Here is an 18,387-nt window from a genome sequence, read left to right on the forward strand (position 1 = left end):
TGTCATGACAGCCATGCAGTTGGGCCTGATCGGTCTCGGCAAGATGGGCGGCAACATGCGCGAGCGGATCCGCCGCGCCGGCCACACCGTCATCGGCTACGACCGCAACCCCGAGGTGTCCGACGTCAAGTCCCTGGCCGAACTGGTCGAGAAGCTGGACGCGCCCCGGCACGTGTGGGTGATGGTCCCGGCCGGCACCGCCACCCAGACCGTCGTCGACGAGCTCGGTGACCTGCTGGAGCCCGGCGACACGGTGATCGACGGCGGCAACTCCCGCTGGACGGACGACGAGAAGCACGCCGCCGCGCTCGGCATCAAGGGCATCGGCTTCGTCGACGCCGGTGTCTCCGGCGGTGTGTGGGGCCTGCAGAACGGCTACGCGCTCATGGTCGGCGGCGACAAGGAGTACGTCGAGCCGCTGAAGCCGATCTTCGACGCGCTCAAGCCGGAGGGCCCCTACGGCTATGTCCACGCGGGCCGGGTCGGCGCCGGGCACTTCTCCAAGATGGTCCACAACGGCATCGAGTACGCGATGATGCAGGCGTACGCCGAGGGCTGGGAGCTGCTGGAGAAGGTCCACTCGGTGGAGAACGTCCGTGAGGTGTTCCGCTCCTGGCAGGAGGGGACGGTCATTCGCTCCTGGCTCCTCGACCTGGCGGTCAACGCCCTGGACGAGGACGAGCACCTGCAGAAGCTGCGCGGCTACGCGGAGGACTCCGGCGAGGGCCGCTGGACGGTGGAGGCGGCCATCGACAACGCGGTCCCCCTGCCCGCGATCACGGCCTCCCTCTTCGCCCGGTTCGCCTCCCGGCAGGACGACTCGCCGCAGATGAAGATGATCGCGGCGCTGCGCAACCAGTTCGGCGGCCACGCGGTCGAGAAGAAGGACTGAGCCGCCGTGGGGGACCTGCTGCTGGTCCGCCACGGTGAGACGGAGTGGAGCCGGTCGGGACAGCACACCAGCTGGACCGACCTGCCCCTGACCGGGCACGGCGAGGAACAGGCCAAGTCCCTCGTCCCGCTCCTCACCGGCCGGACCTACGCCCTGGCGCTGGCCAGTCCGCTGGGCCGCGCGATACGCACCGCCGAACTGGCGGGCCTGAGCGGGGTCGTGCCCGACCCCGACCTGCACGAGTGGGACTACGGCGGCTACGAGGGCGTCACCACGGCCGACATCCACCGCTCCCGACCCGGCTGGGACCTGTGGACCGACGGCGTGCCGCCCGGCCGCGACGGTCACCCGGGCGAGTCACCGCAGGACATCGGGGCCCGCGCCGACCGGGTGCTGGCCCGCGTCGGCCCCGCGCTCGCCGAGGACGCCGGGGACGTGGTCCTCGTCGCCCACGCCCACTTCCTGCGCGTCCTCACCGCCCGCCGGCTGGGTCTGCCGCCCGCCGGGGGCCGGCTGTTCCAGCTGGCCACGGGCACGGTCAGCCGGCTGTCCACCGAGCACGGGCGGCCCGTGATCGCCGAGTGGAACAGACAGCCGTAACAGCCCCTGGACCACAACTACCGTGCTCCGCGGCCCGGTTCACCTCTGGTGGCCGGGCCGCAGTGGTACAGCAGCCGGGTCCGGTCACCGGGATCGTAGGCAGCCGGCGGGACGAGCGCGCAGTGAGCCGCGGTCCAGCGCAGCAGCGCACCGGCGGGACGGGCGCCCCAAGCGGCGCCCGGACGCAGGGCGGTGCGCGGCACGAGGACGTAGTGCAGCCGCCCGGTGTCCACCAGCCGGCGGAAGGCGACCGGCGCGGGATAGGGGACGCGGCCGGTGAAGCCGCCCATCGGCAGCACGGGCGCGTCGGCGGCGATGACGTACGGTGCCGCGCTCTCCCAGCCGGGCACGGCGGCCAGGTAGCGGGCGCCGTCGCGGTGCGCGGTCAGGTAGGCGAGCAGCCGCCGGTGCCGGGGGCCGAGCGTGGCCGACGCTGTGGAGGCGCGGGTGCTGGTGGGGCCGACCCGGCCGAAGCCGCCGGGCTGGTTGTAGCGCAGGGAGAGCGCGGACGCCGTCCAGACGGCGGGGACCAGCAGCACGGCGGCGAGGGCGGTGGCGAGGGCGGTGGCGAGCGCGGCCGGCCGGCGCAGTCCCGCGAGCAGGACGGCGAGCAGGCCCAGGGCGACCGCACAGGGAGCCGACCAGGGCTGGAAGCGCGGGTACCAGAGGGTGAGGGCCAGGCACCAGACGAGGTTGACGGCGAGGACGGCGGGGAGCGCGCGGGAGCGGCGGGCCGGGGCGAGGGAGGCTGCGGGACCCGCACCGAGACGGCAGGCCTGCACGATCCCGGCCGCGGCGAGCGCGGCCACGGCCACCGCGACGACACCCATGTAGTAGGTGTGGCCGGTGACGCTGCCGAAGCTGAAGGCCGCGAAGAAGGTCACGAACCACACGCCCCACAGCACATGTCCGGCCAGCAGCCGGTCGGTGCGCGGCACCCGGCGCAGCGCCAGCAGCCCGCCGACGAGACCGAACGCAGCCAGCGGGTACAGCCAGCCGGTCTGGGTGGCCAGGCCCGGGCTGAACATCTTGCCCACGCCGTCGCCCATGCCCGGTCCCAGGTGTCCGCCCGCGCGGGCCGCCCGGCTCACCACGATGCTGCCCGTGCCGGCCGCGCTGACGCCGACGGCGTGGAAGCGGGTGAGGAAGTTGTAGCCGACGACCAGGCCGAACGGCGAGTCGTCGGTGGTGCCGTCGAGGTACGGGCGGGCGCCCGCCGGGGTGAGGGCGGCCACCAGCATCCACGACGCCGACACCGCCACCGTCACCACGCCGGCCAGCGCGACATGGCCGACGCGGCGGCGCCGGGCGCCGGGTGCGGCGACCAGGTAGGTCGCGGCGAGTGCGGGCAGCACCGCCCATGCCTCCAGCATCTTGCACTGGAAGGCGAGGCCCACCCAGACGGCCGCGAGCAGCAGGGTGCGCGGGCGGCCCTTCTCGGTGGCCCGCCAGGTGGCCTCGGCGGCCAGCAGCAGAAGCAGCACGAACGGGGCGTCCTCGGTGACGGAGCGGCCGAGGCCCACGGTCACCGGGGTCAGCGTCAGGAACGCGGCGGCCAGCAGCCCGGCGGGCACCCCGGCCCAGCGGCGCACCAGCAGGTGCAGCAGCAGGACGCAGCCCACCATCTCCAGGGCCTGGGGCAGTACCAGCACCCACGGGTGGAAGCCGAGGACCAGCGCGGCGAGGGCCTGCGGCCACAGGAAACCGGGCAGCTTGTCCAGCGTGATGGAGCCCGCAGGGTCGAAGGAGCCGTAGAAGAAGTCGGCCGGGCCGTCGGTCATGCTGCGCACCGCGCTGGCGTAGAAGGCGTGGTAGCTGCTGTGGCCGAGCCCCCACAGGCACAGCACGGCGGCGAGCACGGCTATGCCGGCGAGCACCGGCCGCTCGTAGCGGTCCGCGCGGGCCGGTATGGGCGGGACGGGTGCGGTCGGTGGCGGGCCGGGGCGCAGCAGCGGCCGGCCGGCGGGGATCGGCATGGGACTTCCAGGGGCCCGGTCCGGGACTCTCGGGTCCGGGACACCGGGAATGCCGCGGACCGTGCGAGTATCGGCCGCCGCACCAGGGGGCGGCGCGTGACGGGGCCGGGTCTCACCGAGGTCTCACCGGCTCCTTCACCGCTTCTTTCACCGCCTTTTCCGCCGCCTTCTCACCGCCGCCCGGCGTGCTGGGCCGCGAGCCGGACCGTGAGGAAGACCTCGCAGACGCCCCGGGGTCCTGCTTCTACAATCACCGGCACGCACCACGAGCGCGCCCCCAGGCGTCCGCCGGCCCGAAGGAAACCGATGACCGTCGTCGAAGAACCGGCACGACCCGGGGGACGGGTGCGCGACGCCGCCCGCACCAGGGGCGAGATTCTCGACGTGGCCACGCAGGAGTTCGCGCGGGCCGGTTACGACGGCGCCCGGGTCGACGAAATAGCGGCCCGCACCCGCACCACCAAGCGGATGATCTACTACTACTTCGGCGGCAAGGAGCAGCTGTTCACGGCCGTGCTCGAGCGGGCCTACGGGGTGATCCGCGACGCCGAGCAGCAGCTGGACGTCGAGCACCTGGACCCGGTCGCCGCGATCCGGCGCCTGGCCGAGCTGACCTTCGACCACCACGAGCGGCACCCGGACTTCATCCGCCTGGTCGGCATCGAGAACGTCCACGGCGCCGAGCACATCGCCGCCTCGGAAAAGCTCGGGAGCATCGGCTCCCCGGCCCTCGGGGTGATCCGCCGGATCCTCGCCGCGGGACGGGAGTCGGGGCTGTTCACGGTCGACGCGGACGCGGTCGACCTGCACGCCATGATCACCTCGTTCTGCTTCTTCCGGGTCGCCAACCGGCACACTTTCGGCGCCCTGTTCGGCCGGGACCTGGCGGACCCCGCCCGGCGGGAGCACTACCGGACCATGCTCGGCGACATGGTGATCGCCTATCTGACGGCCGGGCGCACCGGCGGCTGAGCCCTCCAGGGCCCGCGGTGTCCCGCCGTCCGCCGCGTGCGGCCCGGGGGCTACGGCCGCGGGTGGCGGGGCTCGTAGAGGGCGAGTTCGCCGCCGCCCGGCAGGCGCAGGGCGGTCACCCGGCCCCAGCGGGCCTCCTCGACGAGGCGGGTGAACTCCACTCCCCGGTCGGTGAGGTGACGCTGCGTCGCGTCGAGGTCGTCGCACATCAGCATCAGCTCGTGCGTGGGCTCGCCGTCGGTCGGATGACAGGCCACCTCGGCGGGCGGCGCCTGGAAGATCAGCCATCCATGCCCCGCGTCGACGTGCGCCCATCCGAGGGTGTCGCGCAGGAAGGCCCGGTCGGCCTCGGCGTCCCGGCTGTAGAGGACCACATGTGCACCGTTGATCACGCGCGGAGGCTAGTTCAGCGGGCGGTGCCGGACAAGCACCGGCTGCCGGCGACCCGCCGCGCGGCTGTGCTCAGCCTGCCCGGTCGGCCGCCGAGTCGAGCAGGGGGCCGAGCTCTCGTACCGCCGTGGTCAGGGGCCGTACGTCCTGTTCGGCCCGGGCCATCAGGATCGCGCCCTCCAGGGCGCTGATCATCAGCGTGGCCAGCGATTCGGCGCGGGCCCCGGGGACGCCCATGCCGGTCAGGGCCTCGGCGAGCGGGGTTCGCCAGGTCGTGAACGCGGCGGCCACGGCCGCACGGGTGGCCCCGCCTGCGGAGGCGCACTCGACGGTGGCCGCGGCGACCGGGCAGCCCGCCGCGAACCCGTCCGCCGCGTACTCGTCGGTCCACTGTGCGGCCATCGCCGCGAACAGTCCGCTGGGCGTCGGCTCCTCGAGCCCTGCGAGAAAGCGCGCGATCCGCTTGCCCGCGTAGCGTCCGGCCCAGCCGACCGCCTCGTTCACCAGTTGTTCCTTCCCGCCCGGGAAGTAGTGCTGGAGCGAGCCGCGCGGTGCGCCGGCGTGCGCGGCGACCTCCCGCATGCCGGTCGCGGCGACGCCGTCGCGCCGGATGAGCTGGGCCGCGGCGAAGACCATGCGCTCTCGCGGCCCGTGTCGCCCCTCGGTCATCCCCGGCCTCCGTTCCCCACTGCTCCCCCGCACTCTATGACCGATGTCATAATGCCCGCTACTATGACAGCGGTCATAGCCACGGCCCCGAGTGAAGGACGGTCCCGTGAACCTCGGCTTCATCGGTCTCGGAGTGATGGGCCGGCCCATGGCCCGGCGCCTGGTGTCCGCCGGGACTCCCCTGGTGGTCTGGAACCGGACGCCGGAGCGCATCGCACCCCTGCGCGCGGCCGGGGCCGCCGTCGCCGCGGACGCCGCGGAGGTGTTCGCGCGGGCGGACGTCGTGCTGCTGATGCTCGCCGACGAGTCCGCCGTCGACGCCGTCCTCGGACGGGGCACGCCCGCACTGGCCGCGAAGGTCGCTGGGCGCACCGTCGTCCACATGGGCACCACCTCGCCCGAGTACTCGCACGCCCTGGAGAGCGACATCCGCGCCGCGGGCGGGCGGTACGTCGAGGCGCCCGTCTCCGGATCCCGGGTGCCGGCGGAAGAGGGCCTGCTGGTGGCGATGCTGGCCGGGGAGCAGGACGCCGTGGACGCCGTACGGCCGCTGCTCGCGCCGCTGTGCCGGGAGACGTTCGTGTGCGGCCCGGCGCCCAACGCGCTGCTGATGAAGCTGTCCGTGAACCTCTTCCTGATCACTCTGGTGACAGGGCTGACCGAGGCGTTCCACTTCGCCGAGCGCCAGGGCCTGGACCGGCGACTGTTCCTGGACGTGCTGGACGCGGGCCCCATGGCCAGCGGCGTCTCGCGGATGAAGGCGCCGAAGCTGTTCGACCGGGACTTCGCGGTGCAGGCCGCCGCGCTGGACGTCCTGAAGAACAACCGGCTCATCGCGCAGGCGGCGCGCAAGGCCGGCCTCGCCTCGCCGCTCCTCGACGTGTGCCACGCGCTGTTCGAGGAGACGGTGGCACAGGGGTGCGGCGGCGAGGACATGATCGCCGTGCTGCGGGCGATCGAGACGCGGACGGCCGAGGCGGCGTAGACGGGAACGGCCGTCCGTGGCTCAGCGCTTCGGGATGCCGTACGCCCGGTCGACGTGCAGCCGCACCACCAGGCGGCGGTCGCGGACCATCGCCGCCCGGTAGTCGTCCCAGTCCGGGTGCTCGCCGAGCACGTCCCGGTACAGGCGGACGAGTTCCTCGACGGTCTCGTCGTGCGGGTCCCGGGCGACCGGGGACAGTTCGGCCGTGCCCTCGGCGACGGTGAACGCCCAGCGGTCGGCGCTGGTGACGTGGTAGGAGGCGCGGGGGTCACGGCGCAGGTTGCGGGTCTTGGCGCGGTCGTCGGTGACGGAGATCCGGATGATCCGCTCGTCGGGGCAGTAGGCGTGGCTGACGTTCGACAGCTGCGGGCGGCCGTCGCCCTTCAGGGTGACCAGTACGCCGCCGTTGCCTTCGCAGAGCAGTCCGAGCAGCGCGTCCTGTGCATGATCTGAAGTCGCATCTTCGCTCATGACAGGGTCAACTCGCCCGTGGGGGCCTGCATTCCCACACGCCCACAAGGCGGTAGACAGTGTCTACGCACCCCTGGTAGACACTGTCTATGACTGAGTCCGACAACGGGTTGCGCGAGCGTCTGGTCGACGCCGGCGTGGCCCTGCTGGCCGCCGACGGGTTGCAGGCGCTCACCCTACGGGAGATCGCCCGGCGCACCGGCGTCTCGCACGGGGCGCCGCGGCGCCACTTCCCCACCCACCTGGAACTGCTGTCGGCCATCGCGCGCCGTGGCTTCGACGACCTGGCCGGGCGGGTGCGGGCGACGCCCGCGCACGAGCCCGCCGGACCGCGCGCACAGGTGGCGGCGCTGGCACGGACCTACCTGGAGTTCGCGCTCGACAACCCCGGCATGTACGAGCTGATGTTCCGTCACGACCTGCTGGAGAGCGGGCATCTGGGGTTGCGGGAGAGGAGTCTTCCGTTGTTCGGGGTACTCGTCGGACTCGTCGGTGCGGCCCGGCCCGAGGCCGACGCGCGGCGGGTCGCGGGAGCCCTGTGGGCGAATCTGCACGGCATCGCCCAGCTGTGGCGCTGGCGCAGCCTGCAACTCGCCCTTGGCGACGAGGACTTCGGTCCGCTCCTGGAGACCGTGCTGGTGGCCCACCTCGGCGCCGCGCAGAGCGGCCGGTGAACCGGCGGTGGACGCTGGCGAGCAGCGTGGCGGGCGCGGTGGTCGTCGCGCTGGACGGTACGGTCCTCACGGTCGCGCAGCCCCGTCTGCAGAGGGAACTGGGCGCGTCGCTGGCGCAGGTGCAGTGGACCAGCACGGCGTATCTCGTCGCGGTGGCGAGCCTGCTGGTGTTCGCGGGCCGGCTCGGTGACCGGTACGGGCAGCACCGCGTGTTCGCTGTGGGCCTGCTGGGGTTCGGGGCCACGTCGGCGGGGATCGGCGTCGCCCCTGGCGTGGCATGGGTGATCGGGCTGCGCGCGGTGCAGGGAGTGTTCGGGGCGCTGCTGCAGCCGGCCACACTGGGTATGCTGCGGGCCGTGTTCCCACCGGACCGGCTGGCCGCGCCCCTCGCCGCGCGGACCGCCGCGATCGGGCTCGCTGCGGCAGCCGGTCCCTTGGTGGGCGGGGCGCTGGTGACCGGTCTGGGCTGGCGGGCGGTGTTCTTCGTCAACGTGCTGCCCGCGCTCGTCTTCGGCCTGCCGGCGCTGCTGCGTCACCGGCTGTCCGCCGCGGGCTCCCGTGCGCCGCTGGACGTGCCCGGTGCCGTGCTCCTCGCGGTGACGCTGGCCTGCCTGGTGCACTCACTGACCGAGCGGCCCGCTTCCGGGACCGGGCTTGCCGTCGCGGCGGTCGCGGCCGTCGTCCTGGTACGGCACGAGCGGCGTACGGCGAGCCCGCTGCTGCCGCCCGCGGTCATCGGCTCGCGGGCGGTCGGGGCCGCTCTCGGTGTGCTGGTCGTCGTGTCCGCGGCCCTGTTCGGCGCCCTGTTCGTGGCCACCTATCTGCTGCAGCGCCGGCTGGGACTCGACCCGTTGGGCAGCTCGGTGCGCAGTCTGCCCCTGGCGGTGCTGATGGTGGCGTCCGCGGCACTGTGCCCGGTGCTGCTGCGCCGGTTCGGGGCGCGCGGTACGACCACGGTGGCGACGGGACTCCTCACCCTCGGGGTTCTCGTGCTGTCCCGAGCCGTGTCCGCGCCGCCGCTCGGCTGCGCGTTCGCCCTGCTGGGCGCCGGATTCGGCACGGTGATGGTGGCGGCGACCCAGGTGGTCGTACGGCGGGCGGAGGTGGCGGTGGCCGGCGTGGCGGGCGGGCTGCAGCAGACGGCGCTCAACATCGGCCCGGCCGTGGGGGTGGCCACGGCGAGCGCGCTCCTGCACACCGGCACCGGCCCCACCCTGCTCACCCTGACGGCCGTCGCCGCACTCGGCATCCCCCTGGCCCGCGCACTGCCGGGGACGGACGAGGCACACGTGCCGCCGCGAACCGGCGACGACCACACTCCACGAACAACCGGCGAGGACCGCTCCGCCCGGCTGTCCGGGGCCGAAGGACCGCATGCTGCCGGAAACCGACCGCGCGCCGCCCGGAACCGGTGAGAACCGGGCACCGTCGGGACCGGCACCAACCGCGCGCACCACCCGGAGCGGTGAGACCCGCGCGCACTGCCCGGACCGGTGACAACCGCGCGCACTACCCGGATCGACGGCCGCCGCGCGCCGCCCGGGACCGGCAGCGACCGTGCCGGCCGGCGGCCCGGAGCCGACGGACCGCGCACCGCCGGCGACCGGAGGCGACCGCTCCTCTCACCCCCTGCCCGCCACCGGCGGCCAAGGACCGTCGCCCGGTGTCCGGCGTCCGGCGTCCGGCGTCCGGCGTCCGGCGTCCGGCGTCCGGCGTCCGGCCAGGGTCCGGCACCCTCCCTGCACCTCCGCTGGACCGGTCGCGTCGTGTCGATCACAAACGGCGCTGATGAGCGGGTCCGTGACGGTGTTCCTGGGCGACGATGAGGGCGGTGTGCGCACCGGCGGCAGCCGGTGGCGGCGCGTACGAGGCGACCGGAGGAGAGCGATGGCACAGCTGCGGCAGGAAGTCGACCCGGGTGAGGCGGGGCTGGACGTCGAGGCGCTGGACCGCCTGGACCGGCATGTCGCCCACTACGTCGCCGAGGGGCGGCTGCCGGGCTTTCTGGTGGCCCTGTCGCGCGGCGGCCGGGTCGCCCACCTGACCACGCACGGACTGCGCGACGTCGCTGCCGGGCTGCCCGTCGAGGCGGACACCCTGTGGCGGATCTACTCGATGACCAAGCCGGTCACGGCGGTTGCGGTGCTGCTGCTGGCCGAGGAGGGCAGGCTGTCCCTGGACGACCCGCTCGACCGGCACCTGCCGGCGTTCGCCGACCCCCAGGTGTACGACGGGGGTTCAGGGGCCGGGATGCGCACCCGCCCGGCCGCCGGCCCGATCCTGGTCCGCCATCTGCTCACCCACACGGCCGGCCTGACGTTCGGCTTCTACCACCGGCACCCCGTCGACGCCCTCTACCGCGAGTCCGGCCTTGAGTACTCGGTGCCGCCGGGCGCCGATCTGGCCGAGACGGTCGAGGTGTACGCGCGGATGCCGCTGCAGTTCGATCCGGGCACGCAGTGGAACTACTCGGTGGCCTCGAACGCGCTGGGCCGGGTCGTCGAGGTGGTGTCCGGGCAGGCGCTGGACGCGTTCTTGGCCGAGCGGATCCTGCGTCCGCTCGGCATGACCGACACCGGCTTCCACGTCGCTCCCGGACAGGCGTACAGACTGGCCGAGTTGTACGGCGAGACGGACGAGGGCGGGATCGAGCCGGTGCCGGGGCTGCCGGTGCGCGGCCGGCCCCGGTTCCTGTCCGGCAGCGGTGGCCTGGTCTCGTCCGCGTACGACTTCCACCGGTTCATGGAGATGCTGCGCCGGGGCGGCGAACTGGACGGCGTACGGGTGCTGTCCGCGGAAAGCGTCGCGCGGATGACCAGCAACCAGCTGCCGGGCGGCGCGGTGTTGCGGTCCTTCGGCGCCCCCGTGCACCAGGAGGCGGGCAACGACGGGCTCGGATTCGGCTTCAACGTCTCGGTGGTCACCGACCCGTCCCGCACTCTGGCCCCCTCCAGCCTCGGCACGTACGGCTGGACCGGTGCGGCCACGACCGCGTTCTGGGTCGATCCGGCCCACGAGCTGACGGTCCAGTTCATGAGTCAGGTGCGCCCGAAGACACTGAAGATCTTCCCGGAGCTGCGTCGGCTGGTCCACGAGGCGCTGGTGGACTGAGCCCGGAGCGGTCCGCCGCCCGCCGCCCGGGGGCGGCGGGCGGCACGGTCGCCTCAGGAACCGTGCGCGACGGCGTCCAGGTGGGGCAGGATGTGGTCCATCCGCTCCCGCTTGGTGCGCAGATAGGTGATGTTGCTCTCGCACGGCTCGATGAGCAGCGGCACCTGCTCGGCCACCTGGATGCCGTGCCGGACCAGCGCCTCCCGCTTGCGCGGATTGTTGGACATCAGGCGGACCGAGCGCACCCCGAGGTCGCGCAGGATCTCGGCGGCGACGCCGTAGTCGCGGGCGTCGACGGGCAGGCCGAGCGCGAGATTCGCCTCGACCGTGTCGAGGCCCTCCGCCTGCAGCGCCATCGCGCGCAGCTTGGCGAGCAGTCCGATGCCGCGCCCCTCGTGGCCCCTCAAGTAGACGACGATCCCGCTGCCTTCGGCGACCACCGCCCGCAGCGCGGACGCCAGCTGGTCGCCGCACTCGCAGTGCCGGGAGCCGAACGCGTCCCCGGTCAGGCACTCGGAGTGCAGCCGGGTGAGCACGTTCTCGGTGCCGATCTCGCCGTACACCAGGGCCACTTGCTCGTCACCGCGATCGTGGTCCAGGTAACCGATCGCCTGGAATTTCCCGTACACGGTGGGCAGCGGTGCATTCACGATGCGTTCCGCGCCCGAACGCCGCGCGGACTTCTTGCCGAGTACGCCGAGGTTGACACCGGTGTTTTCTGTCATGATCTGATTCCTAAACAGAGACGAAAGGCCGTGAAATGACGAGTGATTCGGGCGCGCGGGCGGCGGCATGGGCGGCGGCGTACGGCGTGGTGCCGACGGACACCACGGAGGACGTGCGGAGTCGGGGGGTGAGCGCTTCAACACAGGTGGCCGTCCTTCCCGTCGGCAGTTTCGAGCAGCACGGTCCGTTCCTTCCGCTGGCGACCGACACGCTCGTCGCCTGCGCCGTGGCGCGGGAGATCGCCGCCGCGTACCCGGTGCACCTCCTTCCTCCGTTGACGGTCTCCTGCTCGCACGAGCACGCGGACTGGCCGGGGACCGTCAGCATCTCCTCCGTGACCCTGCATGCGGTGGTCTCGGACATCGCGGCGTCGCTGCGCCGCTCCGGCGTCGACGCGCTGGTCGTGGTCAACGGGCACGGCGGCAACTACGTACTGGGCAACGTCGTCCAGGAGGCCTCCGCCCGTGGTGAGCGGATGGCGCTGTTCCCGGCGGCCGAGGACTGGGAGACGGCCCGGGAGCGGGCAGGGGTGCGCACCTCGCTGCTCAGCGACATGCACGCGGGCGAAATCGAGACCTCGATTCTGCTGCACGCTCATCCCGAATTCGTCCGCCCTGGTTACGAGTCCGCCGATTTCACCGCTGACGACCGTCGTCATCTGCTCACCGTGGGAATGTCCGCCTATACCGAGTCGGGCGTCATCGGCCGTCCTTCCCTGGGGTCGGCGGAAAAGGGGGAGGAACTGCTGGCGAGCCTGGCGGAATCCTTCGAAGCTTGCTTCGCGTTGTTCGCCTCGGTGGCGGAGCGCGGGTAGTCCGCCGCGGGCGCCGGGTCCTGCGCGGGGTCCGTCACGGAGGCCGAGGGGGTGTGATCCGGCCCGGTGGTGGCGCGCAGGCCGGTGTACCAGCGCACGGCGAGGACGGCGGCGCCGGGGAGGCTCGCCACCAGGCTCAGCACGCCGTAGACGACGGCGACGGCGACTCCGGTGCTCGCGCCGAGTCCCGCGGCCCCGAACGCCCAGGCGGTGACGCCTTCGCGGGGGCCGAAGCCGCCGACGTTCAGCGGCAGCCCCATGGCGACCAGGGCGAGTACGGCGAGCGGGACCAGGTCCACGACGGAGGCGGCGGAGCCGGCGACGCGGGCCGCCACGACGAACATCGCCAGATGCCCGGCCAGCACGAGGGCGGAGGACAGCGCGATACCGGGTCCGCCCCGGCGGGAGAACAGGCCCTGGCGTACCTCGCCGAGGGCGGTGCGCAGCCCCCCGACCCGGCGGGAGGGCGCACGGTTCATCCGGACGGAGAGGACGACGGCGAGCGCGCCGGCCGCGGCCAGGGCCACCAGCGGCGCGAAGTCACGGGCCTCGGCACGGACCGGGGACGGCACGGTCGGCAGCACCGCGGCGGCGAACACGGCCAGCGCGATCTGCCCGGCGACGCGCTCGAGTACGACGGCCTGCACGCCGCGCCGCAGGTCCCCGGCGCTCTGTCCGTGCCGGACCGCCCGGTGCACGTCGCCCAGGATCCCGCCGGGCAGCGCGGCGTTGAGGAACAGGGCCCGGTAGTAGTCGGCCACGGCCGCGCCCAGCGGCAGCCGGATGCGCAGTCCACGGGCCACCAACTGCCAGCGCCAGGCGCTGAGCACGGTGGTGACCACACCGATACCCAGCGCGGCCAGCACGGTCACGGTGTCGATCCGCCGGAGCCCTTCGACGAGCACGCCCGTGCCCAGCCGCCACAGCAGGGCCCCGACGATGAGCACACCGGCGGCGGTCCCGAAGTGTGTGCGCAGCGCGCGCAGGCCGGGACGCCGGGGGGCGGGGGGCCGGGCGGTCGCGGACACGGCCCCGGACGACGGCGGTTCGGCGCACGAGGACGGCGGTTCGGGGAGCGTGGACGGCGGTTCCGGGGGCGTGGACGGCGGTTCGGAGACCGGCGACGACGATCCGGGGACCGCCGACGGCCGTTCTTTCAGCACGGTCCCGGTGGCGAGGGACGCCTGCGGGACGCCCGCGACCGCCCCCAGCGGATGAAACGTGCCTGCTCCGAACACGCACACATCGGCCGGGCCGCCGTCGTGCACACGCGCGTGCGTCCCGGAACCGTGCACACGCGCCTGAGCCGTGCCGGCAGGCGTCACCCGGCCGTGCGTGCCGGCCCCCGTGACCCGGTGCCCGGACTGCGTCGCCGCCGGCCTCGCACTCATGACGCCCCGCCCGTCGGCCGGGGCAGGGCCAGCAGGTCGCTGTGGTGGACCACGACCCGCAGGTCCCCGGCCGCGCAGGCGGCGAGCCGGTCCCGCAGGTAGCGCTCGGCGCGCTCGCGCAGCTCCGGCCGCTGCTCCACGGCCGCGCCCACCCAGCCACGCAGCCACTGCTCGGTCAGCGCGGCCTCCGCGGGTCCGAGCCGCCACGGGCTCGGATGCACGCGTACGGCGGCCCCGCGTGCGGCGAACGCCTCGCAGGCCACGGTGACCGCGTCCGGGCCGAGCAGCCCGGCGTGCCGCTGATGGTCGTTGAACGCCTCGGTGATCTCCGCGTCCAGCGGGTCGGCCGGGGTCACTTCGACGCGTCCGGCGACGGACAGCGTGAGCAGCGCGGGGCAGCCGGCCCCGGCGCAGGCGTCGGCGAGGGTGACGATCTGCTCGCGGGTGAGGACGTCGAGCAGCGCGGAGGCGGTGACCAGTGCGGCGCCCGCCAGCGCGTCCGGGGTGAGCCGGGCGACGTCGCCGCGCCGGGTCTCGACGGTGACGCCGCTACCGTCGGCGGCCGAGCGCGGGGAGCCCACGGCGGCGAAGTGCAGCAGGTAGGGATCGCGGTCGTGCAGGATCCAGTGCTGGGGGCCGTCCAGGCGGGGCGCGAGCCAGCGGCCCATGGAGCCGGTGCCGCAGCCCAGGTCGTGCACGGCGAGTGCGCCGGTGCGGCCGGGCAGGTTCGCCAGCCGGATCCGCAACGGGTCCAGCAGCTCCTCGGCGCGGGCGGCCGCGTCGGCCCCTTCCCGCAGGCGCAGCCATTCGGGCGCGTACCGGGGCGGTTCGTCGGGCTCCCCGTCGCGCAGCCGTACGGTGGCCCGCTCCCCGGGACGGCCGACGGGCCCGGCCCCGGCGACCACCGAGGCGTCCGTGCCGCGCCCCACGTGACCGGCGGCGCCGCGGTCACCGCTCCCCTCCCCCGCACCGGATGCCTCCGAGCCCGTCACGGCGTCCGGGGCGGCAACGTCCTCGCGACCGGCCTCGCGCACCGGCTCCTCCTCGCCCTCGGTCCTCCGCACCGCCCCGGTGGCCCGCGGGCCGGCCTGGGCCGGGATGGACGCCATGCCGTTCGTCGTCGTCTCTGGTGTGGTCATGCCGCCCTCCCGGGGGCTTCGGGGAGCCGGGCGAGAACTCCGGCCAGGCTGCGTGCGGTGGTGGCCCAGCCGTCGAGCGCGGCGCGGCGGCCACGGGCGGCGGCCTTGAGCCGGCGGCGCACATCGGGTTCGCCGAACCAGCCGCGCAGTTCCGCGGCGAGCGCGGCCGGGTCCTCCGGCGGCACGAGGATGCCGGGCACCCCGCCGTCGGGGGCGCGGCCGACCGCCTCCGGCAGGCCGCCCACGTCGGTGGCGAGGACCGGGATGCCGCGGGCCAGGGCCTCGGTGACCGCCATGCCGTAGGTCTCGGCGTAGGAGGTGAGGACCATCAGGTCGGCGGCGGCGTACGTGGCGTCGAGTTCTGCGCCGGAGCGCGGGCCGGTCAGGCGCAGCCGGTCGGCGAGGCCGTACCGGTCGACGAGGGTGCGCAGCCGGGTGACGTACGCGGGATCGTGACCGAGTCCGCCGACCAGCTCGCAGGTCCACGGCAGGTCCCGGACGGCCGCGAGCGCCTCCACGAGCCGGTGCTGCCCCTTGCGCGGGGTGACGGCGGCCACGCACAGCAGCCGCGAGACGCCGTCGGTGCCGGGCGCGAGCGGCGCGATGTCGGCGCCGGGCGCGGCGACATGCACCCGATCGGGGGCGAGGCCGTGGTGGGACACGAGCCGGCGCACCGCCCAGTCGCTGGTCGCGACGACGGCGGGCACGGCGCGCAGCACGGCGCGTTCGCCGGCGTCGAGGTCGGCCGCGACGGCCGGGTCGAGACCGGTCTCGTCGCCGAGCGGCAGATGGACCAGCACGGCCAGGCGCAGACGGTCGGCGTGCGGGGTGACGACCTCCGGGACACCGCAGGCGACGAGCCCGTCCAGCAGCACCACCGCGTCGTCCGGCAGGTCGCTCAGGGTGCGGTCGAGGCGGTCGCGGGCAGCCCGGTCCGGACGGGGCCAGGCGCCCGGCGCGGCGTGCCGGGCGACCTGCCAGCCGAAGCCGGGAAGGTCCAGGCATACCCGTCGGTCGTAGGCGTTGCCGCCGCTGGGCGCGGCCGGGTCGTCGACGCCACCCGGCAGGACGAAGTGCACGGTGCGCAGGGACATGGGAATGATTCCGGCCTTCTCGACGGCGGTGGCCTGCGCCGGCACGTAGGTCAGGCGGGTTCGCTCCGTGGTCGTTCCGGTCACAGGCCACGCTCGTAACTCGCCCAGGCGATGTGCGACTCGTGCAGGGTCACGGTGATGCCCGCGAGGCCCTTGGCGCCCTCGCCGAGGGCGCCCTTGTGGACGCGTTCGGCGAGCCGGTCGGCGATGACCTTGGCGAGGAACTCGGTGGAGGTGTTGACGCCGGCGAACTCGGGTTGGTCGTCCAGGTTGCGGTAGTTCAGCTCGGCCGTGATGAGGTGCAGCTCCTGCGTGGCCAGGCCGATGTCGACCACGATGTTGTCCTCGTCCAGCTGCTCGCGGCGGAAGGTGGCGTCCACCAGGAACGTGGCGCCGTGCAGGCGCTGCGCGGGCCCGAACACCTCGCCGCGGAAGCTGTGGGCGATCATGATGTGATCGCGGACGGTGATGCTGAACAACGGACGACCCTCCAGGTACGACGCGTCTGGTCCCCCTGTCCTTACCCGTCGGGGGATGCCGAGTAGTACGGCTCTTCGCTTCCCCGCGTTCAGCCCTCTCTCACTCTTTTCTCAGGTCAGGCCCGTCTCGGCGTACCGGATCCGGTGGCACAGGGCAGGGATCCCGCCCGAGGCGAGCTCCGGCATGACGTCGGGGAGTTGCTCGAAAGCGCTCTCCCCGGTGATGAGCGCGTCCAGTGCCGGATCGGCGAGCAGATCGAGGGCCAGCGCCATCCGGTCGGCGTACGTGCGGCCGGGCCGGGCGGCCGGGGAGACGCTGCCGACCTGACTGCTGCGCACGGTGAGCCGGCGGGAGTGGAAGGCCTCGCCGAGCGGCAGGGCCACGCGCCGGTCGCCGTACCAGCTCAGTTCCACCACGGTGCCCTCGGGGGCGAGGAGTTGCAGGGCACGGGTCAGGCCGGCCTCGGTGGCGCTGGCGTGCACGACGAGGTCGCAGTCGCCGAGGGCGTCGGCGGGCGTGGCGAACTCCACACCGAGCGCCTCGGCGGTCCTGGCCCGCGCCGGGTCCGCGTCGACGAGCTGCAGCCGGACGCCGGGGAACCGGGCCAGCAGGGCGGCCACCGAGCAGCCGACCATGCCGCCGCCGACCACCGCGATCCGGTCGCCGATCTGCGGCGCCGCGTCCCACAGGGCGTTCACGGCGGTCTCCACGGTCCCGGCGAGCACGGCCCGGGCGGCGGGCACCCGGTCGGGCACGACGGTCACGGCGTTCACCCGAACGACGTAACGGCTCTGATGCGGATACAGGCAGAAGACCGTACGCCCGATCAGGTCGGCCGGCCCCTCCTCGACCTCTCCGACGCTGAGGTAGCCGTACTTCACCGGTCCCGGGAAGTCGCCCTCCTGGAACGGCGCCCGCATCACGGCGTGTTGGCTCTCCGGGACGCCGCCGCGGAAGACGAGCGTCTCCGTGCCGCGGCTCACCCCCGAATAGAGAGCACGCACCACGACCTCGTCGTCGGCGGGCTCCGCGAGGGTGATGTCGCGCAGCTCGCCGTGGCCGGGTGAGCGCAGCCAGAACGCGCGGGCCGAGCGGTTCATCGGCATCCTCCTGAACAGTAGGGAAGTTGTTCACGTACCGAGAAGTGCACAGGCCGCGCACAGTACGCGGCGTTGATCGACTCTGTCACTCGGCCGGAGGGTGTGCGGTGGCCCTGAACAACACGTATGACGCCAGGCCCCAGCAGGAGACCGCGGTGGGAGCGGGCATACAGCTCCTGCTGCTGGCCCTGCTCGGTACGGCGATAGGCATGGGGCCGGCCGGCTGGCTGACGGGGCTGGCGTTCGCGTTCGCCACCTGGGCGGTGCTGGCGCGGGCGCTGCACCGTGCGAGCCTGCCCTCCTTCGGCCCCGCGAACCGTGTCACGCTCGGCCGGGCGACCCTGGTGGGCGGGGTGACCGCGCTGGTCGCGGACTCCTTCGAGAGCGCGCCGCCGGTGACCCTGCTGGTCGCCCTGACGGCCGTGGCCCTGATCCTGGACGGCGTGGACGGCAAGGTCGCCCGCCGTACCGGCACCTCGTCCGCGCTCGGCGCGCGCTTCGACATGGAGGTCGACGCGTTCCTGATCCTGGTGCTGAGCGTGTACGTGTCCATGCAGCTCGGCCCGTGGGTGCTGCTGATCGGCGGTATGCGCTACGCCTTCGTCGCCGCGGCCCGTGTGGCCCCCTGGCTGAACGCCCCGCTCCCGCCGTCCTTCGCCCGCAAGACCGTCGCCGCGGTCCAGGGAATCGCCCTGCTCCTGGCCGGCGCCGGGTTCCTCCCCCACCTGGCGAACCTCGCGATCGTGTTCCTCGCCCTGGGCTCGCTGCTGTGGTCCTTCGGCCGGGACGTGTGGTGGCTGTGGCGCACCTCCCGCATCTCCGTGGAGGCGGCGGCCGGGACGGCCGGGACGGAGCTGCTGGAGCTGGCGGCGCGCTGAGGCCTCCGGCACGGGGAAGGGCCCG

The 18,387-nt window shown here is 73.9% G+C and carries 18 protein-coding genes and 1 pseudogene; 9 read left to right on the top strand and 10 right to left on the bottom strand.

The features are described from left to right. Window positions 1–13 precede the first annotated feature (13 nt). Both gnd and ABZ919_RS02225 read left to right on the top strand, forming a co-directional pair. Entirely contained in the window at window positions 14–892 is an 879-nt protein-coding gene (gene gnd, locus ABZ919_RS02220; protein WP_361241810.1) for a phosphogluconate dehydrogenase (NAD(+)-dependent, decarboxylating), read from the top strand. Between the two features lie 6 nt (window positions 893–898). Further along, window positions 899–1,492, top strand: a complete 594-nt coding sequence (locus tag ABZ919_RS02225; protein ID WP_361241412.1) for a histidine phosphatase family protein — start codon at window positions 899–901, stop codon at window positions 1,490–1,492. A gap of 17 nt (window positions 1,493–1,509) precedes the next feature. On the opposite strand, the gene ABZ919_RS02230 is transcribed toward ABZ919_RS02225, so the two are convergent. Beyond that, window positions 1,510–3,468 carry a glycosyltransferase family 39 protein gene (locus ABZ919_RS02230; protein ID WP_361241415.1) on the bottom strand — a complete coding sequence of 653 codons (1,959 nt, stop codon included), beginning with the start codon at window positions 3,466–3,468 and terminating at the stop codon, window positions 1,510–1,512. 306 nt (window positions 3,469–3,774) lie between these two features. On the opposite strand from ABZ919_RS02230, the gene ABZ919_RS02235 reads away from it, so the two are divergent. Further along, window positions 3,775–4,440, top strand: a complete 666-nt coding sequence (locus tag ABZ919_RS02235) for a TetR/AcrR family transcriptional regulator (protein WP_361241418.1) — start codon at window positions 3,775–3,777, stop codon at window positions 4,438–4,440. A 50-nt stretch (window positions 4,441–4,490) separates the two neighbouring features. Here the strand turns inward: ABZ919_RS02235 and ABZ919_RS02240 are convergent, their stop codons facing one another. Beyond that, entirely contained in the window at window positions 4,491–4,832 is a 342-nt protein-coding gene (locus tag ABZ919_RS02240) for a VOC family protein (RefSeq protein ID WP_361241421.1), read from the bottom strand. A gap of 70 nt (window positions 4,833–4,902) precedes the next feature. Continuing rightward, the gene (locus ABZ919_RS02245) at window positions 4,903–5,499 is read right to left on the bottom strand and encodes a helix-turn-helix domain-containing protein (RefSeq protein ID WP_361241424.1); all 597 of its coding nucleotides are present in this window, start codon (window positions 5,497–5,499) and stop codon (window positions 4,903–4,905) included. Between the two features lie 106 nt (window positions 5,500–5,605). On the opposite strand from ABZ919_RS02245, the gene ABZ919_RS02250 reads away from it, so the two are divergent. Continuing rightward, window positions 5,606–6,484: an NAD(P)-dependent oxidoreductase gene (locus ABZ919_RS02250; RefSeq protein ID WP_361241426.1), complete on the top strand. Its 879-nt coding sequence runs from the start codon at window positions 5,606–5,608 to the stop codon at window positions 6,482–6,484. 21 nt (window positions 6,485–6,505) lie between these two features. Here ABZ919_RS02250 and ABZ919_RS02255 read toward each other — a convergent pair whose 3' ends face one another. Next, window positions 6,506–6,955 (bottom strand): PPOX class F420-dependent oxidoreductase, encoded by a 450-nt coding sequence (locus ABZ919_RS02255; RefSeq protein ID WP_361241429.1) that lies wholly within the window; start codon window positions 6,953–6,955, stop codon window positions 6,506–6,508. Between the two features lie 89 nt (window positions 6,956–7,044). Between ABZ919_RS02255 and ABZ919_RS02260 the strand changes: the two genes are divergently transcribed. From ABZ919_RS02260 to ABZ919_RS02270, 3 genes are all read left to right on the top strand, one after another. After that, a complete protein-coding gene (locus tag ABZ919_RS02260) occupies window positions 7,045–7,629 on the top strand; it encodes a TetR/AcrR family transcriptional regulator (RefSeq protein WP_361241432.1) in 585 nt (194 codons plus the stop codon). After that, window positions 7,626–9,044, top strand: a complete 1,419-nt coding sequence (locus ABZ919_RS02265; protein ID WP_361241435.1) for an MFS transporter — start codon at window positions 7,626–7,628, stop codon at window positions 9,042–9,044. Before ABZ919_RS02260 ends, ABZ919_RS02265 begins: the two co-directional genes overlap by 4 nt. 472 nt (window positions 9,045–9,516) lie before the next feature. Further along, the gene (locus ABZ919_RS02270; protein ID WP_361241438.1) at window positions 9,517–10,740 is read left to right on the top strand and encodes a serine hydrolase domain-containing protein; all 1,224 of its coding nucleotides are present in this window, start codon (window positions 9,517–9,519) and stop codon (window positions 10,738–10,740) included. A gap of 53 nt (window positions 10,741–10,793) precedes the next feature. Here ABZ919_RS02270 and ribA read toward each other — a convergent pair whose 3' ends face one another. Beyond that, window positions 10,794–11,465 (bottom strand): GTP cyclohydrolase II, encoded by a 672-nt coding sequence (gene ribA, locus ABZ919_RS02275; protein ID WP_361241441.1) that lies wholly within the window; start codon window positions 11,463–11,465, stop codon window positions 10,794–10,796. Window positions 11,466–11,500: 35 nt separating this feature from the next. On the opposite strand from ribA, the gene ABZ919_RS02280 reads away from it, so the two are divergent. Further along, window positions 11,501–12,280 (top strand): creatininase family protein, encoded by a 780-nt coding sequence (locus ABZ919_RS02280; protein WP_361241444.1) that lies wholly within the window; start codon window positions 11,501–11,503, stop codon window positions 12,278–12,280. Window positions 12,281–12,405: 125 nt separating this feature from the next. Here ABZ919_RS02280 and ABZ919_RS02285 read toward each other — a convergent pair. The 5 genes and pseudogenes from ABZ919_RS02285 to ABZ919_RS02305 form a co-directional block, all read right to left on the bottom strand. Continuing rightward, window positions 12,406–13,671: pseudogene (locus ABZ919_RS02285) on the bottom strand (lysylphosphatidylglycerol synthase transmembrane domain-containing protein); the annotation flags it as partial. Then, window positions 13,668–14,810, bottom strand: coding sequence for a class I SAM-dependent methyltransferase (locus ABZ919_RS02290; RefSeq protein WP_361241447.1), 1,143 nt, complete (start codon window positions 14,808–14,810; stop codon window positions 13,668–13,670). The gene ABZ919_RS02290 and the pseudogene ABZ919_RS02285, both read right to left, overlap by 4 nt. Beyond that, window positions 14,807–15,988 carry a glycosyltransferase family 4 protein gene (locus ABZ919_RS02295; RefSeq protein WP_361241450.1) on the bottom strand — a complete coding sequence of 394 codons (1,182 nt, stop codon included), beginning with the start codon at window positions 15,986–15,988 and terminating at the stop codon, window positions 14,807–14,809. Before ABZ919_RS02295 ends, ABZ919_RS02290 begins: the two co-directional genes overlap by 4 nt. Continuing rightward, entirely contained in the window at window positions 15,985–16,383 is a 399-nt protein-coding gene (locus ABZ919_RS02300; RefSeq protein WP_361241452.1) for a 6-carboxytetrahydropterin synthase, read from the bottom strand. Before ABZ919_RS02300 ends, ABZ919_RS02295 begins: the two co-directional genes overlap by 4 nt. 111 nt (window positions 16,384–16,494) lie before the next feature. Beyond that, window positions 16,495–17,484, bottom strand: coding sequence for a zinc-binding alcohol dehydrogenase (locus ABZ919_RS02305; protein ID WP_361241455.1), 990 nt, complete (start codon window positions 17,482–17,484; stop codon window positions 16,495–16,497). Between the two features lie 107 nt (window positions 17,485–17,591). Here ABZ919_RS02305 and ABZ919_RS02310 point away from each other — a divergent pair, with 107 nt between their 5' ends. Further along, the gene (locus ABZ919_RS02310) at window positions 17,592–18,362 is read left to right on the top strand and encodes a CDP-alcohol phosphatidyltransferase family protein (RefSeq protein WP_361241459.1); all 771 of its coding nucleotides are present in this window, start codon (window positions 17,592–17,594) and stop codon (window positions 18,360–18,362) included. The last annotated feature ends 25 nt before the right edge of the window (window positions 18,363–18,387 follow it).

This window comes from Streptomyces sp. NPDC046759 (assembly GCF_040645475.1).
Classification (GTDB): domain Bacteria; phylum Actinomycetota; class Actinomycetes; order Streptomycetales; family Streptomycetaceae; genus Streptomyces.

Excerpts from the sequence above, each read along its gene's own strand:
- ABZ919_RS02255 (WP_361241429.1), bottom strand. The coding sequence starts at position 6,955 with ATGAGCGAAGATGCGACTTCAGATCATGCACAGGACGCGCTGCTCGGA.
- ABZ919_RS02305 (WP_361241455.1), bottom strand. The coding sequence starts at position 17,484 with ATGAACCGCTCGGCCCGCGCGTTCTGGCTGCGCTCACCCGGCCACGGC.
- ribA (WP_361241441.1), bottom strand. The coding sequence starts at position 11,465 with ATGACAGAAAACACCGGTGTCAACCTCGGCGTACTCGGCAAGAAGTCC.
- ABZ919_RS02270 (WP_361241438.1), top strand. The coding sequence starts at position 9,517 with ATGGCACAGCTGCGGCAGGAAGTCGACCCGGGTGAGGCGGGGCTGGAC.
- ABZ919_RS02280 (WP_361241444.1), top strand. The coding sequence starts at position 11,501 with ATGACGAGTGATTCGGGCGCGCGGGCGGCGGCATGGGCGGCGGCGTAC.
- gnd (WP_361241810.1), top strand. The coding sequence starts at position 14 with ATGCAGTTGGGCCTGATCGGTCTCGGCAAGATGGGCGGCAACATGCGC.
- ABZ919_RS02235 (WP_361241418.1), top strand. The coding sequence starts at position 3,775 with ATGACCGTCGTCGAAGAACCGGCACGACCCGGGGGACGGGTGCGCGAC.
- ABZ919_RS02260 (WP_361241432.1), top strand. The coding sequence starts at position 7,045 with ATGACTGAGTCCGACAACGGGTTGCGCGAGCGTCTGGTCGACGCCGGC.
- ABZ919_RS02290 (WP_361241447.1), bottom strand. The coding sequence starts at position 14,810 with ATGACCACACCAGAGACGACGACGAACGGCATGGCGTCCATCCCGGCC.
- ABZ919_RS02230 (WP_361241415.1), bottom strand. The coding sequence starts at position 3,468 with ATGCCGATCCCCGCCGGCCGGCCGCTGCTGCGCCCCGGCCCGCCACCG.
- ABZ919_RS02245 (WP_361241424.1), bottom strand. The coding sequence starts at position 5,499 with ATGACCGAGGGGCGACACGGGCCGCGAGAGCGCATGGTCTTCGCCGCG.